The sequence below is a fragment of the Streptomyces sp. AM8-1-1 genome (assembly GCF_032229325.1).
Classification (GTDB): Bacteria; Actinomycetota; Actinomycetes; order Streptomycetales; family Streptomycetaceae; genus Streptomyces; species Streptomyces achmelvichensis.
Genome location: NZ_CP135086.1, coordinates 4,979,627 through 5,003,121 on the forward strand (window position 1 = coordinate 4,979,627; position 23,495 = coordinate 5,003,121).

The window sequence follows — 23,495 nt, forward strand, 5'->3', positions numbered from 1 at the left end:
TGGGGCGACGTCCGTGACAAATTCCACGTCCCTTACAAGTGGGCAATCTGCCTAATAGGCATGGACTCCCCGCCCTGCCTTGGTCATCGTTTTACTCGCAGGCGGCGCTGGCCGCGTTCCGGCCGGCGAACGTCGGCGACGGCGACGGGTCCGTGGAGCTGTTCGGATCCGGCTTCTCGCCGGGCTGCTTCTGACCGATTCCGCCGGGAACCACGGTGATCGGACTGTCCTGCCGCAGCCGCTTGAAGAGCTCGGCGGCGTCCGGCTGCCTCAGCTCGTCACGGTTCGGATCGGCGGAGTACGCCTGCCGGGGCACCGTGAGGAACTGCACTTTCTCGGTGGGGATGCTGCGCACCGAGCGCGTCAGGTCGTACAGGTCCCGCAGCGAGTCCAGGCCCGGGTCCGTGGTCAGCGACTTCGTCGCCGCGTCCAGCACCGGGTAGAGCCGGGCTGGATTCAGCAGCACGCCGTTGCTCTGCACCTTCTTGACCAGCGCGCCGAGGAACTGCTGCTGGCGGTCCATGCGTTCCGTGTCACTGCCGTTGCCGATGCTCTTACGGGCGCGGACGTAGCCCAGGGCCTGCTCACCGTTGAGGGTCTGCTTGCCGGCGGGCAGTTTCAGATGGGCGTCGGCGTCGTCGATGGGCTCCTTGAGGCAGACCTCGACACCGTCCACGGCGTCGACCATCTCCTTGAAGCCGCTGAAGTCCACCACCATGTGGTGGTCGACGCGGATGCCGGTCATGCGCTCGACGGTACGGATGGTGCAGGCGGCGCCGCCGAACTCGAACGCCCAGTTGAACTGCGCGAACTGCTCCCTCGTACGGGTCCCGTCCGGCTTACGGCAGCTGGGGATGGACACCATCAGATCGCGCGGGACCGACATCGCGGTCGCGCTCTGCCGGTCCGCCGCGATGTGCAGCAGGATCGTGGTGTCGGAGCGCTGGGTGCCGCCGTCCTGGCCGTACTTGCTGTTGCCCTTGCCGGAGCGGGTGTCGGAGCCGAGGAGCAGGATGTTCTGCGCGTTCAGCGCGACCGGTGTGGGCCGTTCCTTCTCGTACGTCTCCAGCTCTGCCGCGGCGGAGGTGTCGGTCGTGATGTTGCCGTCGAGCTTCTGGTAGAACCACCAGCCGACCCCGGAGGCGGCCACCACGAAGACGGCGGTGCCGAGAGCGACCCAGCGCAGCCAGTGGCGCTTGCGGGCCGGGGCATCGGGCCCGGCCTCGGGTGCGGCGGGGTCCGCTTCGTCGGCGGCTTCGGCGACGGCGACCTTGGGCTCTACGCCGGCGTCGGTCCCCGCGTGGGTGGTTCGGGTGTTTTGGGTGGGTTCGGCGGTGGCGTCGGCGGACTCGTGGGCGGCGGCTTCGGTTTCGTCGTCGCCGGTTTCGGCTTCGGCGGGCCTGTCGGGGGAGTGTTCACCGGTGGAGTGCTTGTCGGCGGTGGCGTGCGCCGGGTCGTCTGCCGGGCCGTTGCCCGCGTCTTCCGTCGAGCCGTCTGCTGAGCCGTCTGTCGGGCCGTCTGCCGAGTTGTCCGTGCGCTCGTCCCCGGAGCCGTCGGGCGCCCCGGCGTCATCCGCCGATTCGCCCCTGTTGCCCGCGGGTGTCCCGCTTTCGTCCGTGACGTCCTCATGTGTCCCGTCCGCCCGAACCGTCTCGTCCGATGGCGAGTTCTCGCCATCCGCGGCAGCGGGCGGAGGGGTGCTGGCCCGGCCCGCACGAGGCGCGGGGGTGTCCGCCGCGGGCGGGTCCGATGCCCGCTCGTCCCCGGCGTTGCCGTCCGGTTCGGCCGGCGTGCCAGCACTGTCCGTCACGTCTGCGTCCATCCTTCATGGCGTCGGCGGCGCGCTGGGTCGCCGATCGCAGGACTAGACGGCTGAACCTCACGCTTGGTTGTGCGTTGAAGCACACGTATCGCCGATCATCCACCGCAGTTGAGGCCGGAGCCCGGGGGCTCGGCCCGTGTGTGCGCCACACGAGTGGCCCTCGGAGGCTTGTCATACTGCGGTGTTGGTGACCCGCTCGCTCTCGATGCGCTTGTCAAGGTTGTCTTGGGACAGTTCCCCGAGATTGCGGCACAACACCACCGAGGCGCCCGCGGCGAGTGGTGCGAACAGCCCGGCGGACAGGCCCTCCCAGGATGCGTACTCGCGTCCCGTCAGCAGCCGGGACCCGCTCACCAGGCCCAGTTCGGCCGCATCCGTACGCGCCTTCTCCACCAGCTGGACGCCGGTCAGCTCCATTCCGCCGACGGCGAGCGCGGGCGCGGCCGGGTCAACCGGCGCGAACGGCGCGAAGCGGTCGCCCTGCGCCGGCACCTCCACCGCGTAGTCGACGAACCCCGCGGGCGGCTGCGGGAAACGCCCGCCCAGCGGCCGCAGCGCCAGGGCCACCCGCTCTCCGGAGCAGGCGCGCGCCTCCTCCAGCGTGTCCGGACCGCTGACGACGACGTCCGCGTCCGCCGGGTCGCCACCGACCTCCACCGTCACGCCGACCGACGAACAGGCGAGCAGCCACACCGCGCTCTGCCAGTGCGCGGGCAGCAGCAGCGCGAGCCGGTCGCCGGGCCCGGCGGCAAGATCGCCCTGGAGCAGATTGGCTGTCTTGGCCACCCAATTGGCGAAGGTCGCAACGGACAATTCCACGCGTTCACCGGTGGCGTCGTCGTAGAAAGTGACCAAGGGGCGCGCCGGGTCCGCGGCGAGCGCGGATCGCAGCAGGTCGGCGGGGGTACGGTCGCTGGGGTTCACGCGGCAAGCGTACGTGGCGGGGTACCCCGGGAGGCCGCCGTACCGGTGACGGGTCCTCCGGTCGGACCGATGCGCCGGCCTTTTTCTCCGGGAAGCGAAGTCGGCTGCTCCGGCACACGATCAACTGCATGCGTGGATTCCTGGCTTCTTCGATCGGTGTCGCGGCCTCCGCCGCGCTCGTCCTTCCGCTCTCACTGTCCTCAGGCGCCATAGCCGCGCCACCACGAGTCATAGCGGCGCCGGACGTACCCGGCTCCACTCAGTCACTGCCGCTGACGGCCGTCGGACCGACGTCGTCCGACCGTTCGCGCGGACCTGCCGCCGAGCAGCGGCTCCCTGAACAGGACGTCAGACCCTTCTCCCTCATCGGCGTCGTCTGGGACGACGTGCATGCCGAACTGCACGGCTCGGTCCAGGTGCGCACCCGCGCGGTCGGCACCGGCGCGTGGTCGGCCTGGCAGGACGTCGAGACCCACAACGACGACCACGGCGCCGACCCCGGCACGGCCGAGGGCGAGTCCGGCATGGTGCGCGGCGCCACGGCCCCCCTGTGGGTGGGTGCTTCGGACGGCGTCGAGGTACGCGTCCGGCCCGAGACCGCGGAGCCGGTCCCGCTGCCCGAGGGCATGCGCGTCGAACTCGTCGACCCCGGCGAGGACCCCGCCGCGTCGGACCGGGTGGCCCAGGGTGGCAGCTCGGCGGCCGGCACCGTACTTCCCGCGCTCAGCGCGGAGGAGACAGTGGCTCAGGTGCGGGACCAGGCGCAGGCCGAGGTGAAGGCGGGCATCGCCGACGCGACCGACGCGACCGACGCGACCGACGCGACCGACGCGACGGAGGTGGACGCCGCCGGAGCCGCCGCCAAGCCCTTCATCGGCCCGCGGCCGCGCATCATCACCCGCAAGGGATGGGGTGCGAGCGAGTCGCTGCGCGAGAAGACCTTCGTCTACACGAAGACCGTCAAGGCGGCCTTCGTCCACCACAGCGCCACCGGCAACAGCTATACGTGCAAGCAGGCGCCCTCAGTCCTCCGCAGTATCTACCGCTACCACGTCGTGAGCAGCGGCTGGCGCGACTTCGGCTACAACTTCGCCGTCGACAAGTGCGGAAACATCTACGAAGGCCGGGCGGGAGGCGTGACCAGAGCGGTGCTCGGCGCCCACACGCTGGGATTCAACACGAACAGCATGGGCGTGGCCGTACTCGGCACGTACAGTCGCTCCACCCCGCCGGCGGCCGCCGTGACCGCGATCGCCCGGCTGACCGCGTGGAAGATCGGGCTGTTCAAGGGCAACCCGAAGGGGAAGGTAACGCTGACGTCCGGGGGCAGCGGCAAGTACAAGAAGGGCAAGAAGGTCAGCTTCAACGTCATCTCCGGACACCGCGACGGGTTCCTCACCGAATGTCCGGGAGCCCGCCTCTACAGCAAGCTCGGCACCGCCCGGAGCGCCTCGGCCAAGCTGCAGGGACGTGCCTGACGGGGAACGTGCCGCCCACTGCATACACTGGCCGGTCTCGAACGACTGATCACGCCCGGCCCGGACAGGAAGCAGAGACGACACGGTGACAGAAGCGATCCTCCTGGTCGGCGGCAAGGGCACCCGGCTGCGTCCCCTCACCGTCAACACGCCGAAACCGATGGTCCCGGCGGCGGGTGTCCCCTTCCTCACCCACCAGCTGGCGCGGGCGCGGGCGGCAGGTGTCGAGCACATCGTGCTGGCGACCTCCTACCTCGCCGAGGTCTTCGAGCCGTACTTCGGCGACGGGTCCTCGCTCGGCCTCCACCTGGAGTACGTCACCGAGGAGGAACCCCTCGGCACGGGCGGCGCGATCCGCAACGTCGCCGACCGGCTGCGGTCGGGGCCGGACGAACCGGTGCTCATCTTCAACGGCGACATCCTCACCGGCCTGGACATCGGCGCGCTCGTCTCGACGCACCGCTCCTCGGGCGCCGATGTCTCGCTCCATCTGACCCGTGTGGAGGACCCGCGGGCGTTCGGTCTGGTGCCGACGGACCCGAGCGGCCGGGTGACCGCGTTCCTGGAGAAGCCGCAGACGCCGGAGGAGATCGTCACCGACCAGATCAACGCGGGGGCCTATGTCTTCCGGCGTTCGGTCATCGACACGATCCCGTCGGGGCGGCCGGTCTCGGTCGAGCGGGAGACGTTCCCGGATCTGCTGAGCTCCGGTGCGCATCTCCAGGGCATGGTCGACTCCACCTACTGGCTGGACCTCGGCACGCCCCAGGCCTTCGTCCGCGGCTCCGCGGACCTGGTCATGGGCCGCGCGCCGTCGCCGGCGGTGCCGGGTCGCTGCGGTGACCGTCTGGTGCTGGAGTCGGCGACGGTGGCGGCGGACGCCAAGCTCACCGGCGGCACCGTGGTGTGCGAGGGAGCGACCGTCCACCCCGGAGCCCGGGTGGACGGCAGTGTGGTTCTGGCGGGCGCCGTGGTGGAGGAGGGCGCTGTGATCTCCGCCTCCCTGATCGGAGAGCGCGCCCGGGTCGGGGCGCGCACCGTCCTGTCGGACACGGTCGTCGGCGACGGCGCGACGGTGGGCGCGGACAACGAACTGCGTGACGGTGCGCGGGTGTGGTGCGACGCGGTACTGCCCGCGGGAGCGGTGCGGTTCTCCTCGGACCAGTGACGAGGGCCCGCCGCTGAGGCGGGTGAGACCGGCCCGGCACCGGGCCGGGTCGGGCAAGGGCCCGCCGCGTCAGGCGCGGGCCCGTACGCTCATACACCGTGGCAGGACGATTCAACCCGACGACCCCGACCCCGACGACGGCGACCCGCACCACGGTGCGCGGCGGTCACACGGCCGTGCCCACCGGCGCCGTCCCGGCACAGGTCTCCGCCTCCCGCACCCGTCGCTGGACGCCGCCCTGGCCCCTCGACCTCGGGCTCGTCCTCGGTCCGCTGCGGCGTGGCCCCGGCGACCCCGCGTTCCGTGTCACGCCGGACGGATCGGTGTGGCGTGCCTGCCGGACACCCGCCGGCCCCGGCACCCTGCGCGTGGCCCTGCGGGGCGGCGCCGCGGAGGCCGAGGCGTGGGGCGCCGGAGCGGAGTGGCTGCTGGAAGGCCTGCCCGACCTGCTCGGCGCGCAGGACGACCCGGACGTCTTCGTTCCCCGCCACCGGCTCGTGGCCCATACCCACCGCCGCCGACCGGGTCTGCGGCTCACCCGCACCGGACTGGTCCTGGAGTCGCTGATCCCCTCGATCCTCGAGCAGAAGGTCACCGTGGAGGAGGCGTACCGCGCCTGGCGGCTGCTCGTACGGAAGTACGGTGAGCCCGCGCCGGGGCCCGCGATGCGCCTGTACGTGACACCGGAGGCCCGCACCTGGGCGCTCATCCCGTCGTGGGAGTGGCACCGCGCGGGCGTCGACAACAAGCGCGCCTCCACGATCCTGCGCGCGGTCCGGGTGGCCCGCCGGATGGAGGAGGCAGCGGCCATGGAGCCCGAACAGGCGCGCGCACGGCTGGAGTTGATCCCGGGCATCGGGCCCTGGACATCCGCCGAGACCGTGCAGCGCAGCAACGGCGCACCGGACGCGGTCACCACCGGCGATCTGCATCTGCCGCGCATCGTCGGCTACGCGCTCGCGGGCGACCGCGACGCCGACGACGCCGCGATGCTCGAACTCCTCGCCCCTTACGCGGGCCAGCGCCACCGGGCCGCCCGCTTCATCCTGCTGAGCGGCCGTACGCCTCCGCGCCGCACCCCGAAGATGCCGCGCACCGACATCGGCAAACTCTGACCGACGGCCCCGGGGAGCGCCCGTCCCCGGGGGAGCGCCTGCTGGTGCCGCTCCCGGCACGCTGTGGAGGTACCCCACGCCGCGTCGTCGGCCACACGTCCTGGTGGCTCGGCCGGAAGGACCTGCGGCCGCCTTGGGACGGCACGCACCGGACGACGCTTCTCAACGGGCCGACCCGCCCCTAGCGCACCTCGACGAACGCGGCCGCCTCACGCGCGGGCCGGTCCTTCGGCGGGGCGGCCGCGTGGCCCACCGCCACCGCGCCCATCGGGTCCCAGTCCGCGGGCAGGTCCAGGACCTTGCGGACGACGTCACGGCAGAACATCGTCGACGACACCCAGGCCGAGCCGAGGCGTTCACCGGCCAGCGCCACCAGGAAGTTCTGCACCCCCGCGCCCGTCGCGACCACGAACATCTCGCGCTCCGCGGCGTCGCGCCGCGGGTCGCCGTAGTGGTGCGAGCCGTCCATGACCAGACACGGCACCACGAGGTACGGCGCACGGCGCAGCACATCGCCCCGGCGCACCCGCTTCGCGATCGACTCCTCCGACTTGCCGTCCCGTCGCAGGTCCTCGACCCACGCGTCCTTCATCGCGTCGAGCAACGCGGTGCGCGCGGCGGCGGATTCGAGCAGGACGAAGCGCCACGGTGTGGTGTGGTGCGGCGCCGGCGCGGTGACGGCGGCGGCCACGGCACGGCGCACCGCACCCGGGTCGACCGGCTCGTCGGTGAACTCGCGTACCGTGCGCCGCTGGGCGACCGCTTCCCGTACCGCCTCGGAGGTGCCGAGCCGGAACATGTCGTCGGCGGGGGAGCGCACCAGCGCGCGGGCGCCGTCGCCCTCACCGTCTGCGTCGCCGACCAGATGGGCGAGTCCGCGCACGACGGCGACCGGCAGCCCTTCCGCCTTCCCCTTCACCAGGTCGCCGGCGGAGGCGAGTTCGTCCGCGGTGGCGACGACGGTCGCGCTCAGCGGATTGCCGTGGGCATCGGTGCCACCGCGCAGATCGTCGAGCACGCGGACGCCCGCGGCGCCGATGGCGACATCGGTGAGCCCGTTGCGCCACGGCCGTCCGAAGGTGTCGGTGACGACGACGCCGACGTCCACGCCGAGCGACTCACGCAGTCCCTCGCGGAGCGCCCGCGCCGAGGCGTCGGGGTCCTCGGGCAGCAGCAGCACCGTGCCGGCAGGGGTGTTGGAGGCGTCCACCCCGGCGGCGGCCATCACCAGGCCCTGCCGGTTCTCGACGATGCGCAGCGGGCCGCGCCGGGCCACCACCCGTACCGTCTCCGCGTCGATCGCGGCCTCGCGGTCGGTCGCGGCGAGGATCCGCCCCTCGGCCTTGCTCACGATCTTGGAGGTGACCAGCAGGATGTCGCCGTCCGCGAGATCCGGCGCGGCGGCGGCCACCAGGGCGGCGAGGTCGTCGCCGGGGCCGACCTCCGGCAGCCCGGGCACGGCCCGGACCTCGAACCTCACGCCCGTACCTCCTCGGCCAGGGCCAGCGCCTGACGCGCCATCTCGGCGGTCGCGTCGGTGCCCGTCATCAGCAGCGGCACGGCACGGCAGCGGATGCCCGCCGCCTCGATCTCGCCGACCGTGCCCGCGTCGACGGTGTCGACGAGCCAGCCGTCCAGCAGACCGGAGCCGTAGTGCGAGGCCACGGCGGCGGCCGTCGCCTCCACCCCCACCGCCGCGAGCACCTTGTCGGCCATCCCGCGCACGGGTGCGTCGCCGACGATGGGGGAGAGGCCCACCACGGGCACACCCGCGTCGGCGATGGCCTCACGGATGCCGGGCACGGCGAGGATCGTGCCCACGCTGACGACCGGGTTCGACGGCGGGAAGAGAATGACGTCCGCGGAGGCGATGGCCTCCAGCACGCCCGGTGCGGGCTTGGCCTGGTCGGCGCCGACGGGCACGACGGCCTCCGCGGGCACGGAGGCCCGCAGCTTGACCCAGTACTCCTGGAAGTGGATGACCTTCTTCTCGCCGTCGATCTCGACGGCGACATGGGTCTCGACGCGGTCGTCCGTCATCGGCAGCAACCGCACGCCGGGGTTCCAGCGCGCGCAGAGCGCTTCGGTGACGGCGCTGAGCGGATAGCCCGCCGCGATCATCTGGGTGCGGACGATATGGGTCGCGAAGTCGCGGTCACCGAGGCCGAACCACTCGGGCCCCACGCCGTACGCGGCCAGTTCGCTCTTGACCTGGAACGTCTCGTCCGTACGCCCCCAGCCCTGCTCTTCGTTGATGCCACCGCCGAGGGTGTACATCACGGTGTCGAGGTCGGGGCAGACCTTCAGCCCGAACAGATGGATGTCGTCGCCGGTGTTCCCGATCACCGTGACGTCCGCTTCGGGCGCGGCCTGCAGGAGACCACGGAGGAAACGGGCGCCGCCGATGCCGCCGGCCAGAACCACAATGCGCATGGCCCCAGTCAATCAGGCGCGTACGACGTCCTGGGCCGCCGGGGAGGACTGGCTCGGGTGCATCGGCATTTCGGTCAGACCCGGGTAGTAGACGTGCAGCGAGACGGCCGGCTCGAGCGAGTCGTTGATCACTTCGTGCGCATAGCCCGGCGCGAACACCCGCTGTGCGCCCGCCCCGAGCGAACGGGAGGTGCTCTCGGTGCGCTCGGTCAGTTCGCCCTCCAGCACGGTCAGCACACCGGACGAGGGTCCGTGGTCATGCATCCCGCTGCCCTGGCCGGGCACCCACGACAGCAGCCACACCTCGTAGCCGGGGCCGGTGCGCAGCAGGTGGTACCAGCGGCTGGTGGCGTCGTACTCGACGAGGTGGGCCCACTGCGCGCGGTCGGCGGCGACGGAGCGGGCGAGCCCGACGAAATCGGCGACAGTGGCCGGGTGCTCACGGGCAGGCTGGAGAAGGTGCTGTACGGCGAGGATGTCGCCGGCGATCTGGAGGTCGCTGTCGCTGTTCATGGTGTGCGGTTTCCTCGGCAGAGAACGGAGCAGTGCTGGGGGATTCGCGAGACAGGGGTGACGCGGCATGCGGAAGGAACGGCATGCGGGGAGTCGCTGGAGCGCTAGGGCATCAACAGCTGGAACAGCAACAGCGCGCCTGGACAGCGCTGCGGAACCCACGGAGGGGGGTTGCGTAGTGCGCTGAGGTCGCTGGCATGTCACCAAAGGTGCCGGGTCGGCGTCTTTGATGTCAACTCAATGACCGATTTGGCGGCAATCTTTCACCTCATCCGGTTACTGCGCACGGAGAAAGGTTTGTGCACCCAGGGCCTGGGAGACATGGCGCAGCAACCGCGCTCGCAAACGCCGCTGCGGTCCTGTGACCGGACTGTGATCCGGATCGCTTCACCGGCTCGATCGCAACAAGATCGAACCCCGCGGCGTCTTCCCCGGTAAGGGGGGAAGGCGGTGGTTGGAGCAGGCCGCTGGCATGTGTCAGATTTTTGGTGATTTGAACACTTTCTGCATAGCCTTGGTTCCGCAGAGTGAATACGGGGCCCAATAGCAGATCTCGGCTTGACTGGCCCGGATCCACACACTTGTAATTTCACTCGTGTCGTTCGGCCGACATCGATCAAACGGCAACATCACGGGGACGCAAAAGACAGACGAGGGGCGCACATGACCGAGCTGTTCGAACAACTGCTGGTCGAGGACGCGGACGAGGAACTCGGCTGGCAGGAGCGCGCGTTGTGCGCCCAGACCGATCCCGAGTCCTTCTTCCCCGAGAAAGGCGGCTCCACGCGGGAGGCCAAAAAGGTCTGCCTCGCCTGTGAAGTCCGCTCCGAATGCCTCGAGTACGCCCTTGCCAACGACGAGCGATTCGGAATCTGGGGCGGCCTGTCCGAGCGCGAGCGGCGCCGGCTGAAGAAGGCCGCCGTCTGAACACCGAGCGAATATCCCGGGTCCGACCAGCCCTCACCCGACGGAACAAGCCTCACGGTCCGCCGCCTGCACCCGTATCGCAGCCGGCGGACCGTTCGTGTGTCCGGCGCACCCCCGGTGTCCGGGGCCGTGCAGGCACTTCGCACCCCAGCGCATTTTCCTACCGTTAGTGTGGGGCCCCGTCCGAGACGCTCCAACGCCCCATCGGGGGCGACCCCCCGGCCGGAGGGCCCGTACCTTAATGTCCGCCACCACAGCCGCGTTCGCCTCAGCACATCCGCCGGAGTTCCCGCGGCACGTCGTCACCGCCGTGCTCGTCTCCCACGACGGCGCGCGCTGGCTCCCCGACGCCCTTGCCGGACTCCTCGGCCAGGAGCGCCCCGTGCAGAACGTCGTCGCCGCCGACACCGGCAGCGCCGACGACTCCGCGCGGCTGCTCACCGAGGCACTCGGCGCCGACCGCGTCCTGCACCTGGCACGCCGCACCGGCTTCGGCACCGCCGTCGACGAGGCCGCCCGCACCGCGGGCGTCCTCACCCCCGACGACCTGCCCTATCTGAAGCGGCCCAGCGGCTGGGACCCGGTCACCAGGACCTGGCGCGACGAGACGTACGAGATGCCGGAACTGCCGTACGGCGAACCGGTGCAGTGGCTGTGGCTCCTCCACGACGACGCGGCGCCCGAGCCGGACGCCCTCGCCGAACTGCTGCGCGTCGTCGACTCCGACGAGTACGCGGCCGTCGTCGGGCCCAAGCTCCGCGGCTGGTACGACCGCAAGCAGCTGCTGGAGACCGGCGTCTCCATCGCCAACAGCGGACGCCGGTGGACCGGACTCGACCGGCGCGAACAGGACCAGGGCCAGCACGACCAGGTCCGCTCCGTACTCTCCGTCTCCTCCGCCGGCATGCTCGTCCGCCGCGACGTCTTCGAGGAACTCGGCGGCTTCGACCGCCGGCTGCCCCTCATGCGGGACGACGTCGACCTGTGCTGGCGCGCGCACTCCGCCGGCCACCGTGTCCTCATCGCCCCCGACGCCGTGCTGCGGCATGCGGAGGCCGCCGCCCGCGAACGCCGTACCGTCGACTGCGCGGGCCGCTCCGTCGCGAGCCCCCACCGCGTCGACAAGGCCGGGGCCGTCTACACGCTGCTCACCAACGCCCGTGGCGTGACCCTTCCCTACGTCCTGCTGCGCATCGTCCTCGGCACGCTGCTGCGCACCCTCGCGTATCTCGTCGGCAAGGTGCCCGGCCAGGCCGTCGACGAGGTCATGGGGCTCTTCGGCACCCTGCTGCGACCCGAGCGCATCATCGCCGGCCGCCGCAGAAGAGCGAACGGCCGAGCCGTCGAAGCCGCCGAACTGCGCTCCCTTTTCCCGCCGACCGGCGCCACCGTCCGTGCCACGGTCGAGCAGGTGGCCGGCCACTTCGGCGCCGGCAAGGACTCCGACGCGGGCGGCTCTAGGCACGGCGCCGTCGAGTCCGGCCCCGGTGGTGACGACGCCGACTACCTCGAGATCGAGCAGTTCGCCCGGCTGAAGAAGATCGCGGGCAGGCCCGCGCCGGTGCTGTTCGCCCTCCTGCTGATCGTCTCCGTCGTCGCCTGCCGCGGGCTCTTCGGCGGCGGATCGCTCGCCGGCGGCGCCCTGCTGCCCGCTCCCGCCGACGTCTCCGACCTCTGGTCGCGCTACGCGGACGGCTGGCATCCCCTCGGGACCGGCGGCACCCAGACCGCACCGCCCTATCTGGGCATCCTCGCGGGCCTGTCCACGCTGTTCCTCGGCTCCACCGGATTCGCGCTCACCGTGCTGCTCGTCTGCTCGGTGCCGCTCGCCGGTCTCACCGCGTACTTCGCCTCACGGCCCATCGTCGAGTCACGGCTGCTGCGCGCGTGGGCGGCCGTCGCGTACGCCTTCCTGCCCGCGGCCACCGGCGCGCTCGCCACCGGGCGGCTCGGCACCGCGGTCCTCGCGATCCTGCTGCCCCTCATGGTCCGTGCGGCCGTCGCGGCGCACGGCCTGCGCGCGGGCGCCGGCTCCGGTGCGCGCGGCAGCTGGCGCGCGACCTGGGCGTACGCCCTGCTGCTCACCGTCACCACGGCGTTCACTCCCGTGGTGTGGCTGATCGCGCTGGTCCTCGGGATCGGCGTCCTCGTTCTGCGCCGCAACGACATCACGGCCTACGCGCTGCGCCTCCTCGCCGCCGTGGGCACCCCGATGCTCGTCCTGGCGCCCTGGTCGCTGACGCTGCTGACCAGCCCCTCGGCCTTCCTCCGCGAAGCCGGACTCGACATCGGCAGCGGCAGCGCGTCGGCGCTCGACCTACTCGGTATCAGCCCCGGCGGTCCGAAGGCGGGCGGCGGGCTCCTGCTGATCGGCATCGTCCTCGCGGCTCTGGCCGCGCTGCTGCGCGAGCAGCGGCAGTTCGCGGTCCGCACGGCCTGGGCCGCCGGGCTCGTCGGGCTTCTCTTCGCGGCCATGGCCAACGGCTCCGGCTGGGCCGGACCCGCCACCCTCGTCTACGGCATCGCCCTGCTGTCGGCGGCCGTCCTCGGCGCGGAAGGCGGCCGGACACGCGTCGCCGCCCAGAACTTCGGCTGGCGGCAGCCCGTCGCCGTGCTCATCGCGCTGGCCGCGGGCATCGGCCCGGTCGTCGCGGCCGCGGGCTGGATGATCGGCGGCGCCGCCGACCCGCTCACCCGGCGTGACCCGGTTCAGGTGCCCGCGTTCGTCGCCGAGGAGAGCGACACCCGGGACCAGCCGCGCACCCTCGTCCTCGGCGGCACCTCACCCGCGCAGGTGCCGTACACCCTCGTACGGGGCTCAGGCGGCCGGCTCGGTGACGCCGAACTGGCCGAGGCGGGTGGCAGTGACGCCCGCCTCGACAAGATCGTCGCCAATCTGGTCGCCGGCTCCGGGGCCGACCAGACCAGCCAGCTCAGCGGCTTCGCGATCCGCTATGTCCTCGTCCGCGACGGAGCGCCGCGGCAGACCAGCCGCGTCCTGGACGCCACCCCCGGGCTCAGCCGTCTCAGCCAGCTCGACGGCAGCGCGCTGTGGCGCGTGGACCGCCAGGTCGCCCGCGCCACGATCGTCACCGGCAAGGGCGACCCGCTGCCCGTCGCCTCGGACACCGTCGAGGCACACACCAAGATCCCGTCGGGCGGCGAAGGGCGCGTGCTGCGCATCGCCGACCGGGCCGACGACGGCTGGCAGGCCACGCTGGACGGCCGTGCCCTGACGAAGACGACCGTCGACGGCTGGGCGCAGGGCTTCGAGCTGCCCACCGAGGGCGGCAGGCTCGACCTGACGTACGAGGACTCCGCCGCCCACACCGGCTGGATCTGGGCACAGGCCTTCCTCGCCCTGGTGCTCGTCGTTCTCGCCCTGCCCGGCCGGCGGGCGCAGATCGACGACGACCTGCCGGACGAGGCCGTCGCCGTACCGGCCCAGCCGGTGGACGGCGAGGGCCGCCGGGCCCGCCGCCTGCGCGCCCAGGCGGAGGCCGAGGCGGAAGCGGAGAACGAGGGGGAACAGCCCCCGAACGCCCCGCCCGTCCCGGCCACGGCTCCCGGCACGCCGGAGGACAACGGCCACTACGCCGACCCGTACACCGAGCCCCCGGCGGACCGGAACGTCTTCGACCGGCAGCCGTACGCGGCCGTCCCCCAGCAGCAGTACGGCGAGTGGGACGGGCAGCAGACCTACCCGGAACCCGGCTACAGCCCCGCGTACGGCCAGGACCAGTACCCCTACGGCAGCGACGGCACCTACGGCAACGAGCAGTACCAGCAGTCGTACCAGGCCGACCCCTACCAGGCCGATCCGTACCAGAACGGCGGCTACGACGAGGGCGGCCAGTACCAGGGCGGCCGGTACGCCGAGGGCCAGTACGCCGAGGGTCAGTACGCCGAGGGCCAGTATCAGGACGGCCAGTACGGGAACGAGCCGTACGCGGACGGCCGGCAGTACCCGGAGGGTCAGTACCCGCAGGGTCAGTACCCGGACGGGCAGTACGAGCCCTACCCGTACGAAGGCGAGCAGGACCGGCGCCCCGGACCGAACGGCAACCACGGCAACACGACGCGAGGCGAGTCAGAGTGAAGCGCACGACCATCTCCCTGCTCGCCACCGTCACCGCCCTCGCCGCGGTCACCGGATTCGCCTCCCTGAGCGCCCCCGGCGGCACCGAGGAGAAGGAGGCCACGGCCGCGGCCCGGCTCCCGGTGGAGCGCTCCAGCCTGCTCTGCCCCGCGCCGAGCAGCTCCGAGGTGGCCGAGACCGAGTACTCGTCCTTCACGCCGGCGGGTGAGGACGGCGGGGCCAAGAGCGGCACGGCCGTGCTGAAGCCGTCCAGCGCGGTGCTCGCCGACCCGGAGACCGTGCCGAAGAAGGCGCCCGCCAAGAAGCCCGGGCCCGCCAAGCCGCTGCTCACCCTGAAGGAGCCCGGCAAGCCGGTCGGGGCGAAGGTGAGCGGCGGGGACGCGGCGGCGCTCGTCGGCACGGCCACCGGCCGTTTCGCGCCCGGCTGGAGCGCCCAGCAGACCACCACGGTCACCGCGGGCGGCGCGCGCGGCCTGCTCGGTGTCGGCTGCACCCCGCCCGACACCGACTTCTGGTTCCCCGGTGCGTCCACCGCCGAGGAGCGCCAGGACTACGTGCACCTGACCAACCCGGACGACACCCCGGCCGTCGCCGACATCGAGCTCTACGGCAAGGACGGAGCGCTCAAGACCACGCTGACCGAGGGCATCCCCGTGCCCGCCGGATCGAGCGTCCCCGTGCTGCTGTCCACGCTGACGTCGCAGCCGTCCCCGGACGTCACGGTCCATGTCACGACCCGCACGGGCCGGGTCGGCGCCGTGGTGCGGGCCGCCGACGAGAAGGCCGGCAGCGACTGGCTGACCGCGTCGGCGGACCCCGCCGGCACCGCGGTGCTGCCCGGGATCCCCGCCGACGCCACCTCCGTGCGGCTGGTGGCCTTCGCCCCCGGTGAGGACGACGCGGACGTGAAGATCCAGCTCGCGGCTCCCGACGGCGCGATCGTGCCGGCCGGCCACGAGACCCTGCATGTGAAGTCAGGGATGACCGCGAGTGTCGACCTGGCCGACGTCACCAAGGGCGAGGCCGGGTCGCTGATCCTCAGCCCGTCCCAGAGCGGCCGGGCGACCCCGGTCGTGGCGGCGCTGCGGGTCGTCCGCGGCAAGGGCGACAAGCAGGAGGTCGCGTTCATCCCGGCCACGGCGGCCGTCGGGGCGCGGGCGACGGTCTCCGGCAACCCGGCCAAGGGCGCGACGCTCTCGCTGACCGCACCCGGTGCGGCGGGCGAGGTCAAGGTCACCGCGTCGGCGGGCACCGAGGGCGGCACCCCCGCCGTGAAGACCTACAAGGTCAAAGCGGGGACGACGACGGCGGTCGTGCCGCCGGTGCCGACCGGTCTGAAGGGCACGTACGCCCTGACGGTGGAGACGGTCTCGGGCGGTCCGGTGCATGCCTCGCGGATGCTGGCGCTGCCGCAGGACGGCATCCCGATGTTCACGGTGCAGACGCTGCCGGACGACCGGGGGACGGTGGCGGTGCCGAAGGCGCGGCAGGACCTGTCGGTACTGGACGACTGACAGGGGGCGTCTCGGCGGCTCAGGGAGGTGCGGGTGTCGCGACCGACGGCGGTTGACCGCTGTGCGGGGTGCCGGCGCTCAGGAGTCGGGTGAGCGCAGCACCCGCAGATGGCCCCGGCGGGCGACCTCCCGTGGGTCGGCCGTCCGTCGGCCGTTCTGCGCCTCGGCCGCTCTGCCCTGAGGGCGCGCGGCTTCCCGTACGGCGTTGGCGAGCGCTTCGAGATCGTCGCCGCTGGGGCGGGACGGGGCGGAGCCATCGGTGAGCCGCACCACCTCCCAGCCGCGCGGGGCGGTCAGCCGCTCGCTGTGTTCCGCACACAGGTCGTAGCAGTGGGGCTCGGCGTAGGTGGCGAGCGGGCCGAGGACCGCAGTCGAATCGGCATAGACGTACGTCAGTGTCGCGACGGCAGGGCGGCCGCACGCGGTGCGCGAACAGCGACGTACAGGGCTCACGACGTTGGACGGTACCGCACTCTTGAGCGGGCTGCGACGACTCTCCACCAGGTCACTCCACCGTGTCGTGGTACGACGCCCGCTGCGAGGGCGTCTCGGGCAACTGGCCTGACCTGCGCGGAAGGAGAAGCGCCGGGACGGCGACCACCCGTGATCCGGTCATGACTTGGCGTAAATGAGGTCAATCACGACGTCGCCGACGATCGCCGGACGGCCCGCAAGCGGGCCGAAGGATCGCCGGAACGCTCACATTGCGACATCGTGCCTCCTCGGCGCGGGCGCGCGATCGCCGCCCGCCCCGGAGAGCTACCCTGCGTCAGTGATGGACAGTCCTGTACCGCCCCCACCGATCGAGCCGCGGCCACGCCGTCGCGACCGCCATGGTCGCGGGATGCGCGGACCCGTCGCACCGCCCCAGGTGCCGCTCGCGGCGAGCCGGGCCGAATCGTTCCGTGACCTGGTGCAGGACTCGATGGAGCGGTTGGAGCGGCGCTGGCCGCAGCTGGCCGAGGTGGACTTTCTGGTGCTGGACGTGCCGGGAGCGCCGGACGAGGCGGTACCGCTGGGCGCCTCGGCCCCCGCGGACAAGGGGCGGCCCGCCCGGATCGTGGTCTACCGGCGTCCGGTGGAGATCCGTACGAAGAACCGCGACGAGCGCGCGCTGCTGGTGCACGAGGTCGTGGTGGAGCAGGTCGCGGAGCTGCTCGGGCTGGCTCCGGAGTCCGTGGACCCGCGGTACGGGCAGGACTGAGCACGCTGTCCGGGCGGGGCTGAGCACGTTGTCCGGGCGGGACTGAGCCCGCTTCCGCCGGAGGCCGGCCGGCCGCCCGCGGATCCACACCCCTGCCGGCCGCGGATCCACCCCCTGCCGGGCGCCGGATTCCTTGAAAGCCGAACGAACCCCTGTGCGGACCATTGACCTCCGCTTGTCGGGGACACGACCATTCCTGGGTCGGTGAGAGATCGCTTTCCGCATCACGGAATCCGGAGGTAGGTCTGTCGTGTTCGTGCAGGACCTGGAACCCGTCGGCAACTCGCTTGCCCTGTCCGCCCTCGTCGCCGCCCTCCCGCTGGTCACCGTCCTGGTGCTCCTCGGTGCCGTACGCATGAGAGCCCACCTCGCCGGACTGATCGGCCTCGCCGTCGCCGTGCTGGTCGCCTGGGCCGCCTTCACGATGCCGCTCGGCCAGACCCTCTCGGCCGGGGCGCAGGGAGTGCTCTTCGGGCTCTTCCCCATCATGTGGATCGTCGTCAACGCCCTGTGGGTGTACCGGATGACCGTCCGCACCCAGCACTTCGACATCCTGCGCCGCTCCTTCGGCCGGCTCTCCGACGATCCGCGCATCCAGGCGCTGGTGATCGCCTTCTGCTTCGGAGCACTGCTCGAAGCGCTCGCCGGATTCGGCGCCCCCGTCGCCATCTGCTCGGTGATGCTCGTCGCGCTCGGCTTCGACCCGGTGAAGGCGGCGGTCGTCTCCCTCGTCGCCAACACCGCGCCCGTGGCCTTCGGCGCCATGGGCACCCCCGTGGTGACACTCGCCCAGGTCACCGGCCTGCCGCTGGACACGGTCGCCGCGGTGGTCGGCCGGCAGACCCCGCTGCTCGCCCTCGTCGTACCGCTGGTGCTGGTCTTTCTCGTCGACGGGCGGCGAGGGCTGCGGGAGACCTGGGTGCCCGCGCTCGCCTGCGGAGTCGCCTTCGCCGTGGCCCAGTTCGCGGCGGCCAACTACGTCTCCGCCCAACTCGCCGACATCGCCGCCGCCTTGGCGGGCGCGGCCGCCCTGATCGCCGTACCGGGCGCACGCAGGCCCGCCGAGGAGCCGGTGCGGGCGGCCGTACTGACCGGCGTGCGCAGCGAGGAGCTCGACCGCGAGGACCCCCGCCGGGAGGTGGTGCGCGCCTACGCCCCGTACGCGCTCATCGTCGTGATCTTCTCGATCGCCCAGATCCCGCCGGTCAAACGGCTGCTCGCGCAGGCGACGCAGATCTTCGACTGGCCCCTGCTGCAGGTGGCGGACCCGGACGGGAAGCCGGTCGGCGCCAATGAGTTCACCCTGCCGTTGATCGCCACCGGCGGGACGCTGGTGCTCCTGGCCGGGGCGCTGACCGCCGTCGTCCTCGGCGTACGAGCGGCGGACGCGGCGCGCGAGTGGGTGGCGACCGTGCACGAGCTGCGGTTCGCGATCCTCACGGTGATCTCCGTCCTGGCCCTCGCGTATGTGATGAACCTGTCCGGGCAGGCCGCCACCATCGGCCAGTTCGTCGCCGCGGCGGGTGCCGGGCTCGCGTTCCTGTCGCCCGTACTGGGCTGGTTCGGCGTCGCCGTCTCCGGCTCGGACACCTCCGCGAACGCGCTCTTCGGCGCGCTCCAGGTGTCGGCGGCACGCGAGTCCGGACTGTCGCCGGAACTGCTCGCGGCGGCCAACAGCTCCGGCGGAGTGCTCGGCAAGATGATCTCCCCGCAGAATCTGACGATCGCCTGCGCGGCCGTGGGGCTCGCGGGCAAGGAGGGCGATCTCCTGCGCAAGGTGCTGCCGTGGAGCCTGGGACTGCTCCTGGTCATGTGCCTGATCGTGACCGCGCAGAGCACCGCGGTACTGGGATGGATGCTGCCTTAGTTTGTGCGGGTAGTTTGGTGCGACCGCAGAGACTTTCAGGAGGCTGGCCCGTGACCGCTGATCTGTCACAGATCGTGAAGGCGTACGACGTCCGCGGGGTGGTGCCGGACCAGTGGGACGAGGCGCTGGCCGAGCTGTTCGGGGCCGCCTTCGTGCAGGTGACGGGCGCGGACGCGATCGTCGTCGGCCATGACATGCGCCCCACGTCGCCCGGGCTGTCGGGCGCCTTCGCCCGCGGCGCGGCGGCCCGTGGCGCCGACGTCACCCTGATCGGGCTCTGCTCGACGGACCAGCTGTACTTCGCGTCCGGGCACTACGACCTGCCCGGGGCGATGTTCACCGCCTCCCACAATCCCGCGCAGTACAACGGCATCAAGATGTGCCGGGCGGGCGCGGCCCCGGTCGGCCAGGACACCGGTCTCGCGGACATCCGCGCGCTGGCCGAGCAGTGGTCGGCGGAAGGCGCCCCGGCCCCGGCGGCCTCGCCCGGCACGGTGACCGAGCGGGACACCCTGACCGACTACGCCGCCCACCTGCTGTCGCTCGTGGACCTCTCCGCGATGCGCCCGCTGAAGGTCGTCGTGGACGCCGGCAACGGGATGGGCGGCCACACGGTCCCCACCGTCTTCGCGTCCCTGCCCCTCACCCTCGTCCCGATGTACTTCGAACTGGACGGCACCTTCCCCAACCACGAGGCGAACCCGCTGGACCCGGCGAACATCGTCGACCTCCAGGAACGCGTCCGGCTCGAAGGCGCCGACCTCGGCATCGCGTTCGACGGGGACGCCGACCGGTGCTTCGTCGTCGACGAGCGCGGCGAGGGCATCTCCCCGTCCGCGATCACGGCACTCGTCGCGGCGCGCGAACTGGCGAAGCATCCCGGCGGCACGGTGATCCACAACCTGATCACGTCCTGGTCGGTCCCCGAGGTCGTCCGCGAGAACGGCGGCAAGCCGGTCCGCACCCGGGTGGGCCACTCCTTCATCAAGCAGGAGATGGCGCACACGGGAGCGATCTTCGGCGGTGAGCACTCGGCCCACTACTACTTCCGCGACTTCTGGAACGCGGACACCGGCATGCTCGCGGCCCTCCACGTCCTGGCGGCGCTCGGCTCCCAGGACGGTCCGCTCTCCGCGCTCGTCGCGCAGTACGACCGCTACCGCGGCTCCGGCGAGATCAACTCCACGGTCGCGGACCAGGCGGGCCGCACCGCGGCGGTGAAGGCGGAATTCACTCAGCGCCCCGGCGTGACGACGGACGACATGGACGGCCTCACGGTCTCGGCCGACGACTGGTGGTTCAACCTCCGCCCCTCGAACACGGAACCGCTGCTGCGCCTGAACGTGGAGGCACGGGACGAGGCGACGATGGCAAAGGTGCGGGACGAGGTCCTCGCGCTGGTGCGGGAGAGCTGAGGCGCGAGTCCGGGTCTCGGCGTACGTGCTCGGCGTACGTGCCCGGCTTACGTGCTCGGCGTACTCGGCGTACACGAGGGGTGCGGCACGGTCGGGCGGTGCGCGCCGGGTGGGTACGAGACGCGGCGCCCCGCACGGCGGCCATGAGCCGCCGAGGGGTGGCGCCCGTACGCGGCCCGTTCCCTCACCCCCAGAACGCGCCGCACCCCACCCCCCGGCGGTAGGCTGACGTGGCCCAATCCGCATGACCGCGACCGCGTGTTCGGCGACCACCGCACCGGTCCGCCCCCGAAGGGAACCTCACACATGCCGCTCGAAGCCGGTCTCCTGGAGATCCTCGCGTGCCCGGCCTGCCACGCACCGCTCAGCGACAGCACGGCGGAACAGACCCCCGAGCTGATCTGCACCGGCAAGGACTGCGGCCTGGCCTACCCCGTACGCGACGGCATCCCCGTCCTTCTCGTCGACGAAGCACGCCGCCCCGCCTGACCCACCACCGCACGGCGATCGGAGACCCCATCCCATGCTCGACGAGTCGCTCCTCGACGATCCGGAAGCCCTGGCCCGAGCCGATCGCCGAGGACTGCTCCGTGGCGCCGCCGAGGCCGGGGCGCGGGTCCGCACCGCCGCCCGGCACGCCGCGGAGGCCGGCATCTCCGAGCTGAAGCCCGAGGGCCGCCCCCGTGCCGTCCTCGTCGCCGGCCCCGGACACGCCGCCACCGGAGTCGCCGATCTGATCGGCGCACTCGCCGGTGCGTTCGCCCCCGTCACCCGCCTGCATCCCACCGGTGTCGCACCCGCGGCCGGCGCACTGCGCTGGGCGCTCCCCGGCTGGGCCGGCTCGGTGGACCTGCTGCTCATCGCCACCACCGACGGCAGCGAACCGGGTCTCGCGCTCCTCGCGGAGCAGGCGTACCGCCGGGGGGCCACCGTCGTCGCCGTCGCCCCGCGCAACTCCCCGCTCGCCGAGGCCGTCGACGGTACGCACGGCATGGTCGTCCCGATGGCCACCGCCCCGCACGAGCTGTACGAGGAGACGCAGGCCGCGAGCCCCGGCGCGCTGTGGGCGCTGTTCACCCCGCTGCTGGCCCTGCTCGACCGGGTCGGACTGCTGGAGGCCCCACCGGAGATCCTGGAGAAGGTCGCGGAACGTCTGGACCGCACGGCCGAGCGCTGCGGCCCGGCGATCGCCACGTACAGCAATCCGGCCAAGACGCTCGCCGCCGAGCTCGCCGACAGCCTTCCGCTGGTCTGGACGGAAGGCGGGGGAGCAGCGCCGGTGGGCCGCCGGTTCGCCGCCGTACTGGCCGAGCTGGCCGGATGCCCCGCGCTCGCCGCCGAACTGCCCGAAGCGCTCCCCGCGCACGGCGGGCTCCTCGTCAGCGACTTCGCCGCCGGCGCCGACCCGGACGACTTCTTCCGCGATCGTGTGGACGAGCCGCAGGCGTTGCGTGCCCGGGTCGTCCTGCTGCGCGACCGGCCCGTCGGCGGACTGACCGCGGCTCCCGCGGCGCGTGAACTGGCGCTCGGCCACGACACCCCCATCAGCGAGCTCGAACCCGAGGAGGGCTCGGAACTCGAATCGATCGCCGAGCTCCTCGCCGTCACCGATTTCGCCGCTGTTTACCTGGCGCTCGCGGCGCTGGGCCACCCTGCGTAGCACCAGCGCACCGCGGTTCGCCGCACCGCCGTTTCACCGCACCACCGCAGTACAGCAGTACAGCAATGAAGCAGGGAGAAGCCGAAAGATCATGGACCGCCTCGCCAACACCGTGCGCCCCTACGCTTGGGGATCCACGACCGCGATCCCGGAGCTGCTCGGCATCGAACCCACCGGTGAGCCGCAGGCCGAGATGTGGATGGGCGCCCACCCGGGAGCTCCGTCCCGTCTCACCAGGGAAGCGGGCGAACGCGCGCTGTCGGACGTGATCGCCGCCGACCCGGCCGGTGAACTCGGCAGCGCGGTCGTCGAGAAGTTCGGCCCGCGTCTCCCCTTCCTCCTCAAGATCCTCGCCGCGGGCGGCCCGCTCTCCCTCCAGGTACATCCGAACCTCGAGCAGGCGAAGGCGGGTTACGCCGCCGAGGAGAGCGCGGGCGTCCCGGTCGACGCCCCGCACCGCAACTACAAGGACGCCAACCACAAGCCCGAACTGATCTGCGCGCTCACGCCGTTCGACGGGCTGTGCGGGTTCCGGGACCCGCTGGAGGCCGCGGCACTGCTCTCCGGCCTCGGCGTCGACACCCTGGAGCCGTACGTCGACCTGCTGCACGCCCGCCCGGAGGAGTCCGCGCTCCGCGAGGTCCTGACCGCGGTGCTGACCGCCGACCCCGAGGAGATGACGAAGACCGTCCACGCGGCCGCGCTCTCCGCGGAACGGCTCGGCGGCCCGTACATCCCGTACGCCGCCATCGCCCACCACTACCCGGGCGACCCGGGCGTCATCGCCGCGATGCTGCTCAACCACGTCCAACTGCAGCCCGGTGAGGCCCTGTTCCTCGGTGCCGGAGTTCCGCACGCGTATCTCGACGGCCTCGGTGTCGAGATCATGGCCAACTCCGACAACGTCCTGCGCTGCGGACTGACCCCCAAGCACGTGGACGTCCCCGAACTGCTGCGCATCGTCCGCTTCGAGGCGGGCGACCCCGGCGTACTGCGCCCGGAGGCCTCCCCGTCCGGTGAGGAGCTGTACGACACCCCCACCGACGAGTTCCGGCTCTCGCGTTTCGTCCTCGCGCCGGGAGCGGCCGCACGCGACATCACCGCGCCGACCCCGCAGATCCTGCTCTGCACCGCCGGGGGTGTCACCGTCGGCGAACTGGCCCTCGCACCAGGGGAGTCCGTGTTCGTCCCCGCAGGTGACAAGACGGAGATCGCGGGCACCAGGGGCGGTACCGGGACCCTCTTCCGCGCCACTGTGGTGGTCTGACGCCGACCGCCTTCCGGTGCTGCAACAATGGCGCACCGCAAAGACCGGGCAAAGACCGAACCGGCGACCGACGTCAGGACGAAGGGACA

18 protein-coding genes are annotated in these 23,495 nt (G+C 72.1%); 12 read left to right on the forward strand and 6 right to left on the reverse strand.

Features of this window, described 5'->3' with window-relative positions:
- Window positions 1-91: 91 nt before the first annotated feature.
- Window positions 92-1,822, reverse strand: coding sequence for an LCP family protein (locus tag RPQ07_RS22495; RefSeq protein ID WP_313945976.1), 1,731 nt, complete (start codon window positions 1,820-1,822; stop codon window positions 92-94).
- Between the two features lie 171 nt (window positions 1,823-1,993).
- A complete protein-coding gene (locus tag RPQ07_RS22500) occupies window positions 1,994-2,746 on the reverse strand; it encodes a TIGR03089 family protein (RefSeq protein WP_313945977.1) in 753 nt (250 codons plus the stop codon).
- 128 nt (window positions 2,747-2,874) lie between these two features.
- Between RPQ07_RS22500 and RPQ07_RS22505 the strand changes: the two genes are divergently transcribed.
- From RPQ07_RS22505 to RPQ07_RS22515, 3 genes are all read left to right on the forward strand, one after another.
- On the forward strand, window positions 2,875-4,224 hold the full coding sequence (locus RPQ07_RS22505; RefSeq protein WP_313945978.1) for a peptidoglycan recognition protein: 1,350 nt from the start codon (window positions 2,875-2,877) through the stop codon (window positions 4,222-4,224).
- A gap of 85 nt (window positions 4,225-4,309) precedes the next feature.
- Window positions 4,310-5,392, forward strand: coding sequence for an NDP-sugar synthase (locus tag RPQ07_RS22510; protein WP_313945979.1), 1,083 nt, complete (start codon window positions 4,310-4,312; stop codon window positions 5,390-5,392).
- Window positions 5,393-5,490: 98 nt separating this feature from the next.
- Complete coding sequence (locus tag RPQ07_RS22515) at window positions 5,491-6,507, forward strand: DNA-3-methyladenine glycosylase 2 family protein (RefSeq protein ID WP_313945980.1); 1,017 nt, start codon at window positions 5,491-5,493, stop codon at window positions 6,505-6,507.
- Window positions 6,508-6,688: 181 nt separating this feature from the next.
- On the opposite strand, the gene RPQ07_RS22520 is transcribed toward RPQ07_RS22515, so the two are convergent.
- From RPQ07_RS22520 to RPQ07_RS22530, 3 genes are read right to left on the reverse strand one after another with little or no spacing between them, the layout of a single operon-like run.
- Window positions 6,689-7,987, reverse strand: coding sequence for a coenzyme F420-0:L-glutamate ligase (locus RPQ07_RS22520; RefSeq protein WP_313945981.1), 1,299 nt, complete (start codon window positions 7,985-7,987; stop codon window positions 6,689-6,691).
- Window positions 7,984-8,940, reverse strand: a complete 957-nt coding sequence (gene cofD, locus RPQ07_RS22525; RefSeq protein ID WP_313945982.1) for a 2-phospho-L-lactate transferase — start codon at window positions 8,938-8,940, stop codon at window positions 7,984-7,986. The genes RPQ07_RS22520 and cofD overlap by 4 nt, the downstream gene beginning before the upstream one ends.
- 12 nt (window positions 8,941-8,952) lie before the next feature.
- On the reverse strand, window positions 8,953-9,453 hold the full coding sequence (locus RPQ07_RS22530) for a cysteine dioxygenase (protein ID WP_313945983.1): 501 nt from the start codon (window positions 9,451-9,453) through the stop codon (window positions 8,953-8,955).
- 663 nt (window positions 9,454-10,116) lie between these two features.
- Between RPQ07_RS22530 and RPQ07_RS22535 the strand changes: the two genes are divergently transcribed.
- The 3 genes from RPQ07_RS22535 to RPQ07_RS22545 all read left to right on the forward strand — a co-directional run bounded on the left by RPQ07_RS22535 (window position 10,117) and on the right by RPQ07_RS22545 (window position 15,993).
- Window positions 10,117-10,380 carry a WhiB family transcriptional regulator gene (locus RPQ07_RS22535; RefSeq protein WP_023541320.1) on the forward strand — a complete coding sequence of 88 codons (264 nt, stop codon included), beginning with the start codon at window positions 10,117-10,119 and terminating at the stop codon, window positions 10,378-10,380.
- Window positions 10,381-10,621: 241 nt separating this feature from the next.
- Entirely contained in the window at window positions 10,622-14,479 is a 3,858-nt protein-coding gene (locus tag RPQ07_RS22540; RefSeq protein WP_313945984.1) for a glycosyltransferase family 2 protein, read from the forward strand.
- Window positions 14,476-15,993: a DUF5719 family protein gene (locus RPQ07_RS22545; protein ID WP_313945985.1), complete on the forward strand. Its 1,518-nt coding sequence runs from the start codon at window positions 14,476-14,478 to the stop codon at window positions 15,991-15,993. The genes RPQ07_RS22540 and RPQ07_RS22545 overlap by 4 nt, the downstream gene beginning before the upstream one ends.
- A gap of 78 nt (window positions 15,994-16,071) precedes the next feature.
- On the opposite strand, the gene RPQ07_RS22550 is transcribed toward RPQ07_RS22545, so the two are convergent.
- Window positions 16,072-16,494: a DUF3499 domain-containing protein gene (locus tag RPQ07_RS22550; RefSeq protein ID WP_313945986.1), complete on the reverse strand. Its 423-nt coding sequence runs from the start codon at window positions 16,492-16,494 to the stop codon at window positions 16,072-16,074.
- 274 nt (window positions 16,495-16,768) lie between these two features.
- Here RPQ07_RS22550 and RPQ07_RS22555 point away from each other — a divergent pair, with 274 nt between their 5' ends.
- The 6 genes from RPQ07_RS22555 to manA all read left to right on the forward strand — a co-directional run bounded on the left by RPQ07_RS22555 (window position 16,769) and on the right by manA (window position 23,406).
- Window positions 16,769-17,197, forward strand: coding sequence for a metallopeptidase family protein (locus RPQ07_RS22555; protein WP_313945987.1), 429 nt, complete (start codon window positions 16,769-16,771; stop codon window positions 17,195-17,197).
- Window positions 17,198-17,447: 250 nt separating this feature from the next.
- Window positions 17,448-19,064, forward strand: coding sequence for an L-lactate permease (locus RPQ07_RS22560; RefSeq protein ID WP_313945988.1), 1,617 nt, complete (start codon window positions 17,448-17,450; stop codon window positions 19,062-19,064).
- Between the two features lie 50 nt (window positions 19,065-19,114).
- Entirely contained in the window at window positions 19,115-20,479 is a 1,365-nt protein-coding gene (locus tag RPQ07_RS22565) for a phosphomannomutase/phosphoglucomutase (protein ID WP_313945989.1), read from the forward strand.
- 306 nt (window positions 20,480-20,785) lie between these two features.
- Window positions 20,786-20,968 carry a Trm112 family protein gene (locus RPQ07_RS22570; protein ID WP_313945990.1) on the forward strand — a complete coding sequence of 61 codons (183 nt, stop codon included), beginning with the start codon at window positions 20,786-20,788 and terminating at the stop codon, window positions 20,966-20,968.
- Window positions 20,969-21,002: 34 nt separating this feature from the next.
- Entirely contained in the window at window positions 21,003-22,139 is a 1,137-nt protein-coding gene (locus tag RPQ07_RS22575) for an SIS domain-containing protein (RefSeq protein ID WP_313945991.1), read from the forward strand.
- Window positions 22,140-22,230: 91 nt separating this feature from the next.
- Window positions 22,231-23,406: a mannose-6-phosphate isomerase, class I gene (gene manA, locus RPQ07_RS22580; RefSeq protein WP_313945992.1), complete on the forward strand. Its 1,176-nt coding sequence runs from the start codon at window positions 22,231-22,233 to the stop codon at window positions 23,404-23,406.
- The last annotated feature ends 89 nt before the right edge of the window (window positions 23,407-23,495 follow it).

What these genes read in the sequence shown, in the direction of transcription:
- RPQ07_RS22495 (WP_313945976.1), bottom strand. Translation starts at nt 1,822, where the DNA reads ATGGACGCAGACGTGACGGACAGTGCTGGCACGCCGGCCGAACCGGAC.
- RPQ07_RS22505 (WP_313945978.1), top strand. Translation starts at nt 2,875, where the DNA reads ATGCGTGGATTCCTGGCTTCTTCGATCGGTGTCGCGGCCTCCGCCGCG.
- cofD (WP_313945982.1), bottom strand. Translation starts at nt 8,940, where the DNA reads ATGCGCATTGTGGTTCTGGCCGGCGGCATCGGCGGCGCCCGTTTCCTC.
- RPQ07_RS22530 (WP_313945983.1), bottom strand. Translation starts at nt 9,453, where the DNA reads ATGAACAGCGACAGCGACCTCCAGATCGCCGGCGACATCCTCGCCGTA.
- RPQ07_RS22535 (WP_023541320.1), top strand. Translation starts at nt 10,117, where the DNA reads ATGACCGAGCTGTTCGAACAACTGCTGGTCGAGGACGCGGACGAGGAA.
- RPQ07_RS22540 (WP_313945984.1), top strand. Translation starts at nt 10,622, where the DNA reads ATGTCCGCCACCACAGCCGCGTTCGCCTCAGCACATCCGCCGGAGTTC.
- RPQ07_RS22555 (WP_313945987.1), top strand. Translation starts at nt 16,769, where the DNA reads ATGGACAGTCCTGTACCGCCCCCACCGATCGAGCCGCGGCCACGCCGT.
- RPQ07_RS22570 (WP_313945990.1), top strand. Translation starts at nt 20,786, where the DNA reads ATGCCGCTCGAAGCCGGTCTCCTGGAGATCCTCGCGTGCCCGGCCTGC.
- RPQ07_RS22575 (WP_313945991.1), top strand. Translation starts at nt 21,003, where the DNA reads ATGCTCGACGAGTCGCTCCTCGACGATCCGGAAGCCCTGGCCCGAGCC.
- manA (WP_313945992.1), top strand. Translation starts at nt 22,231, where the DNA reads ATGGACCGCCTCGCCAACACCGTGCGCCCCTACGCTTGGGGATCCACG.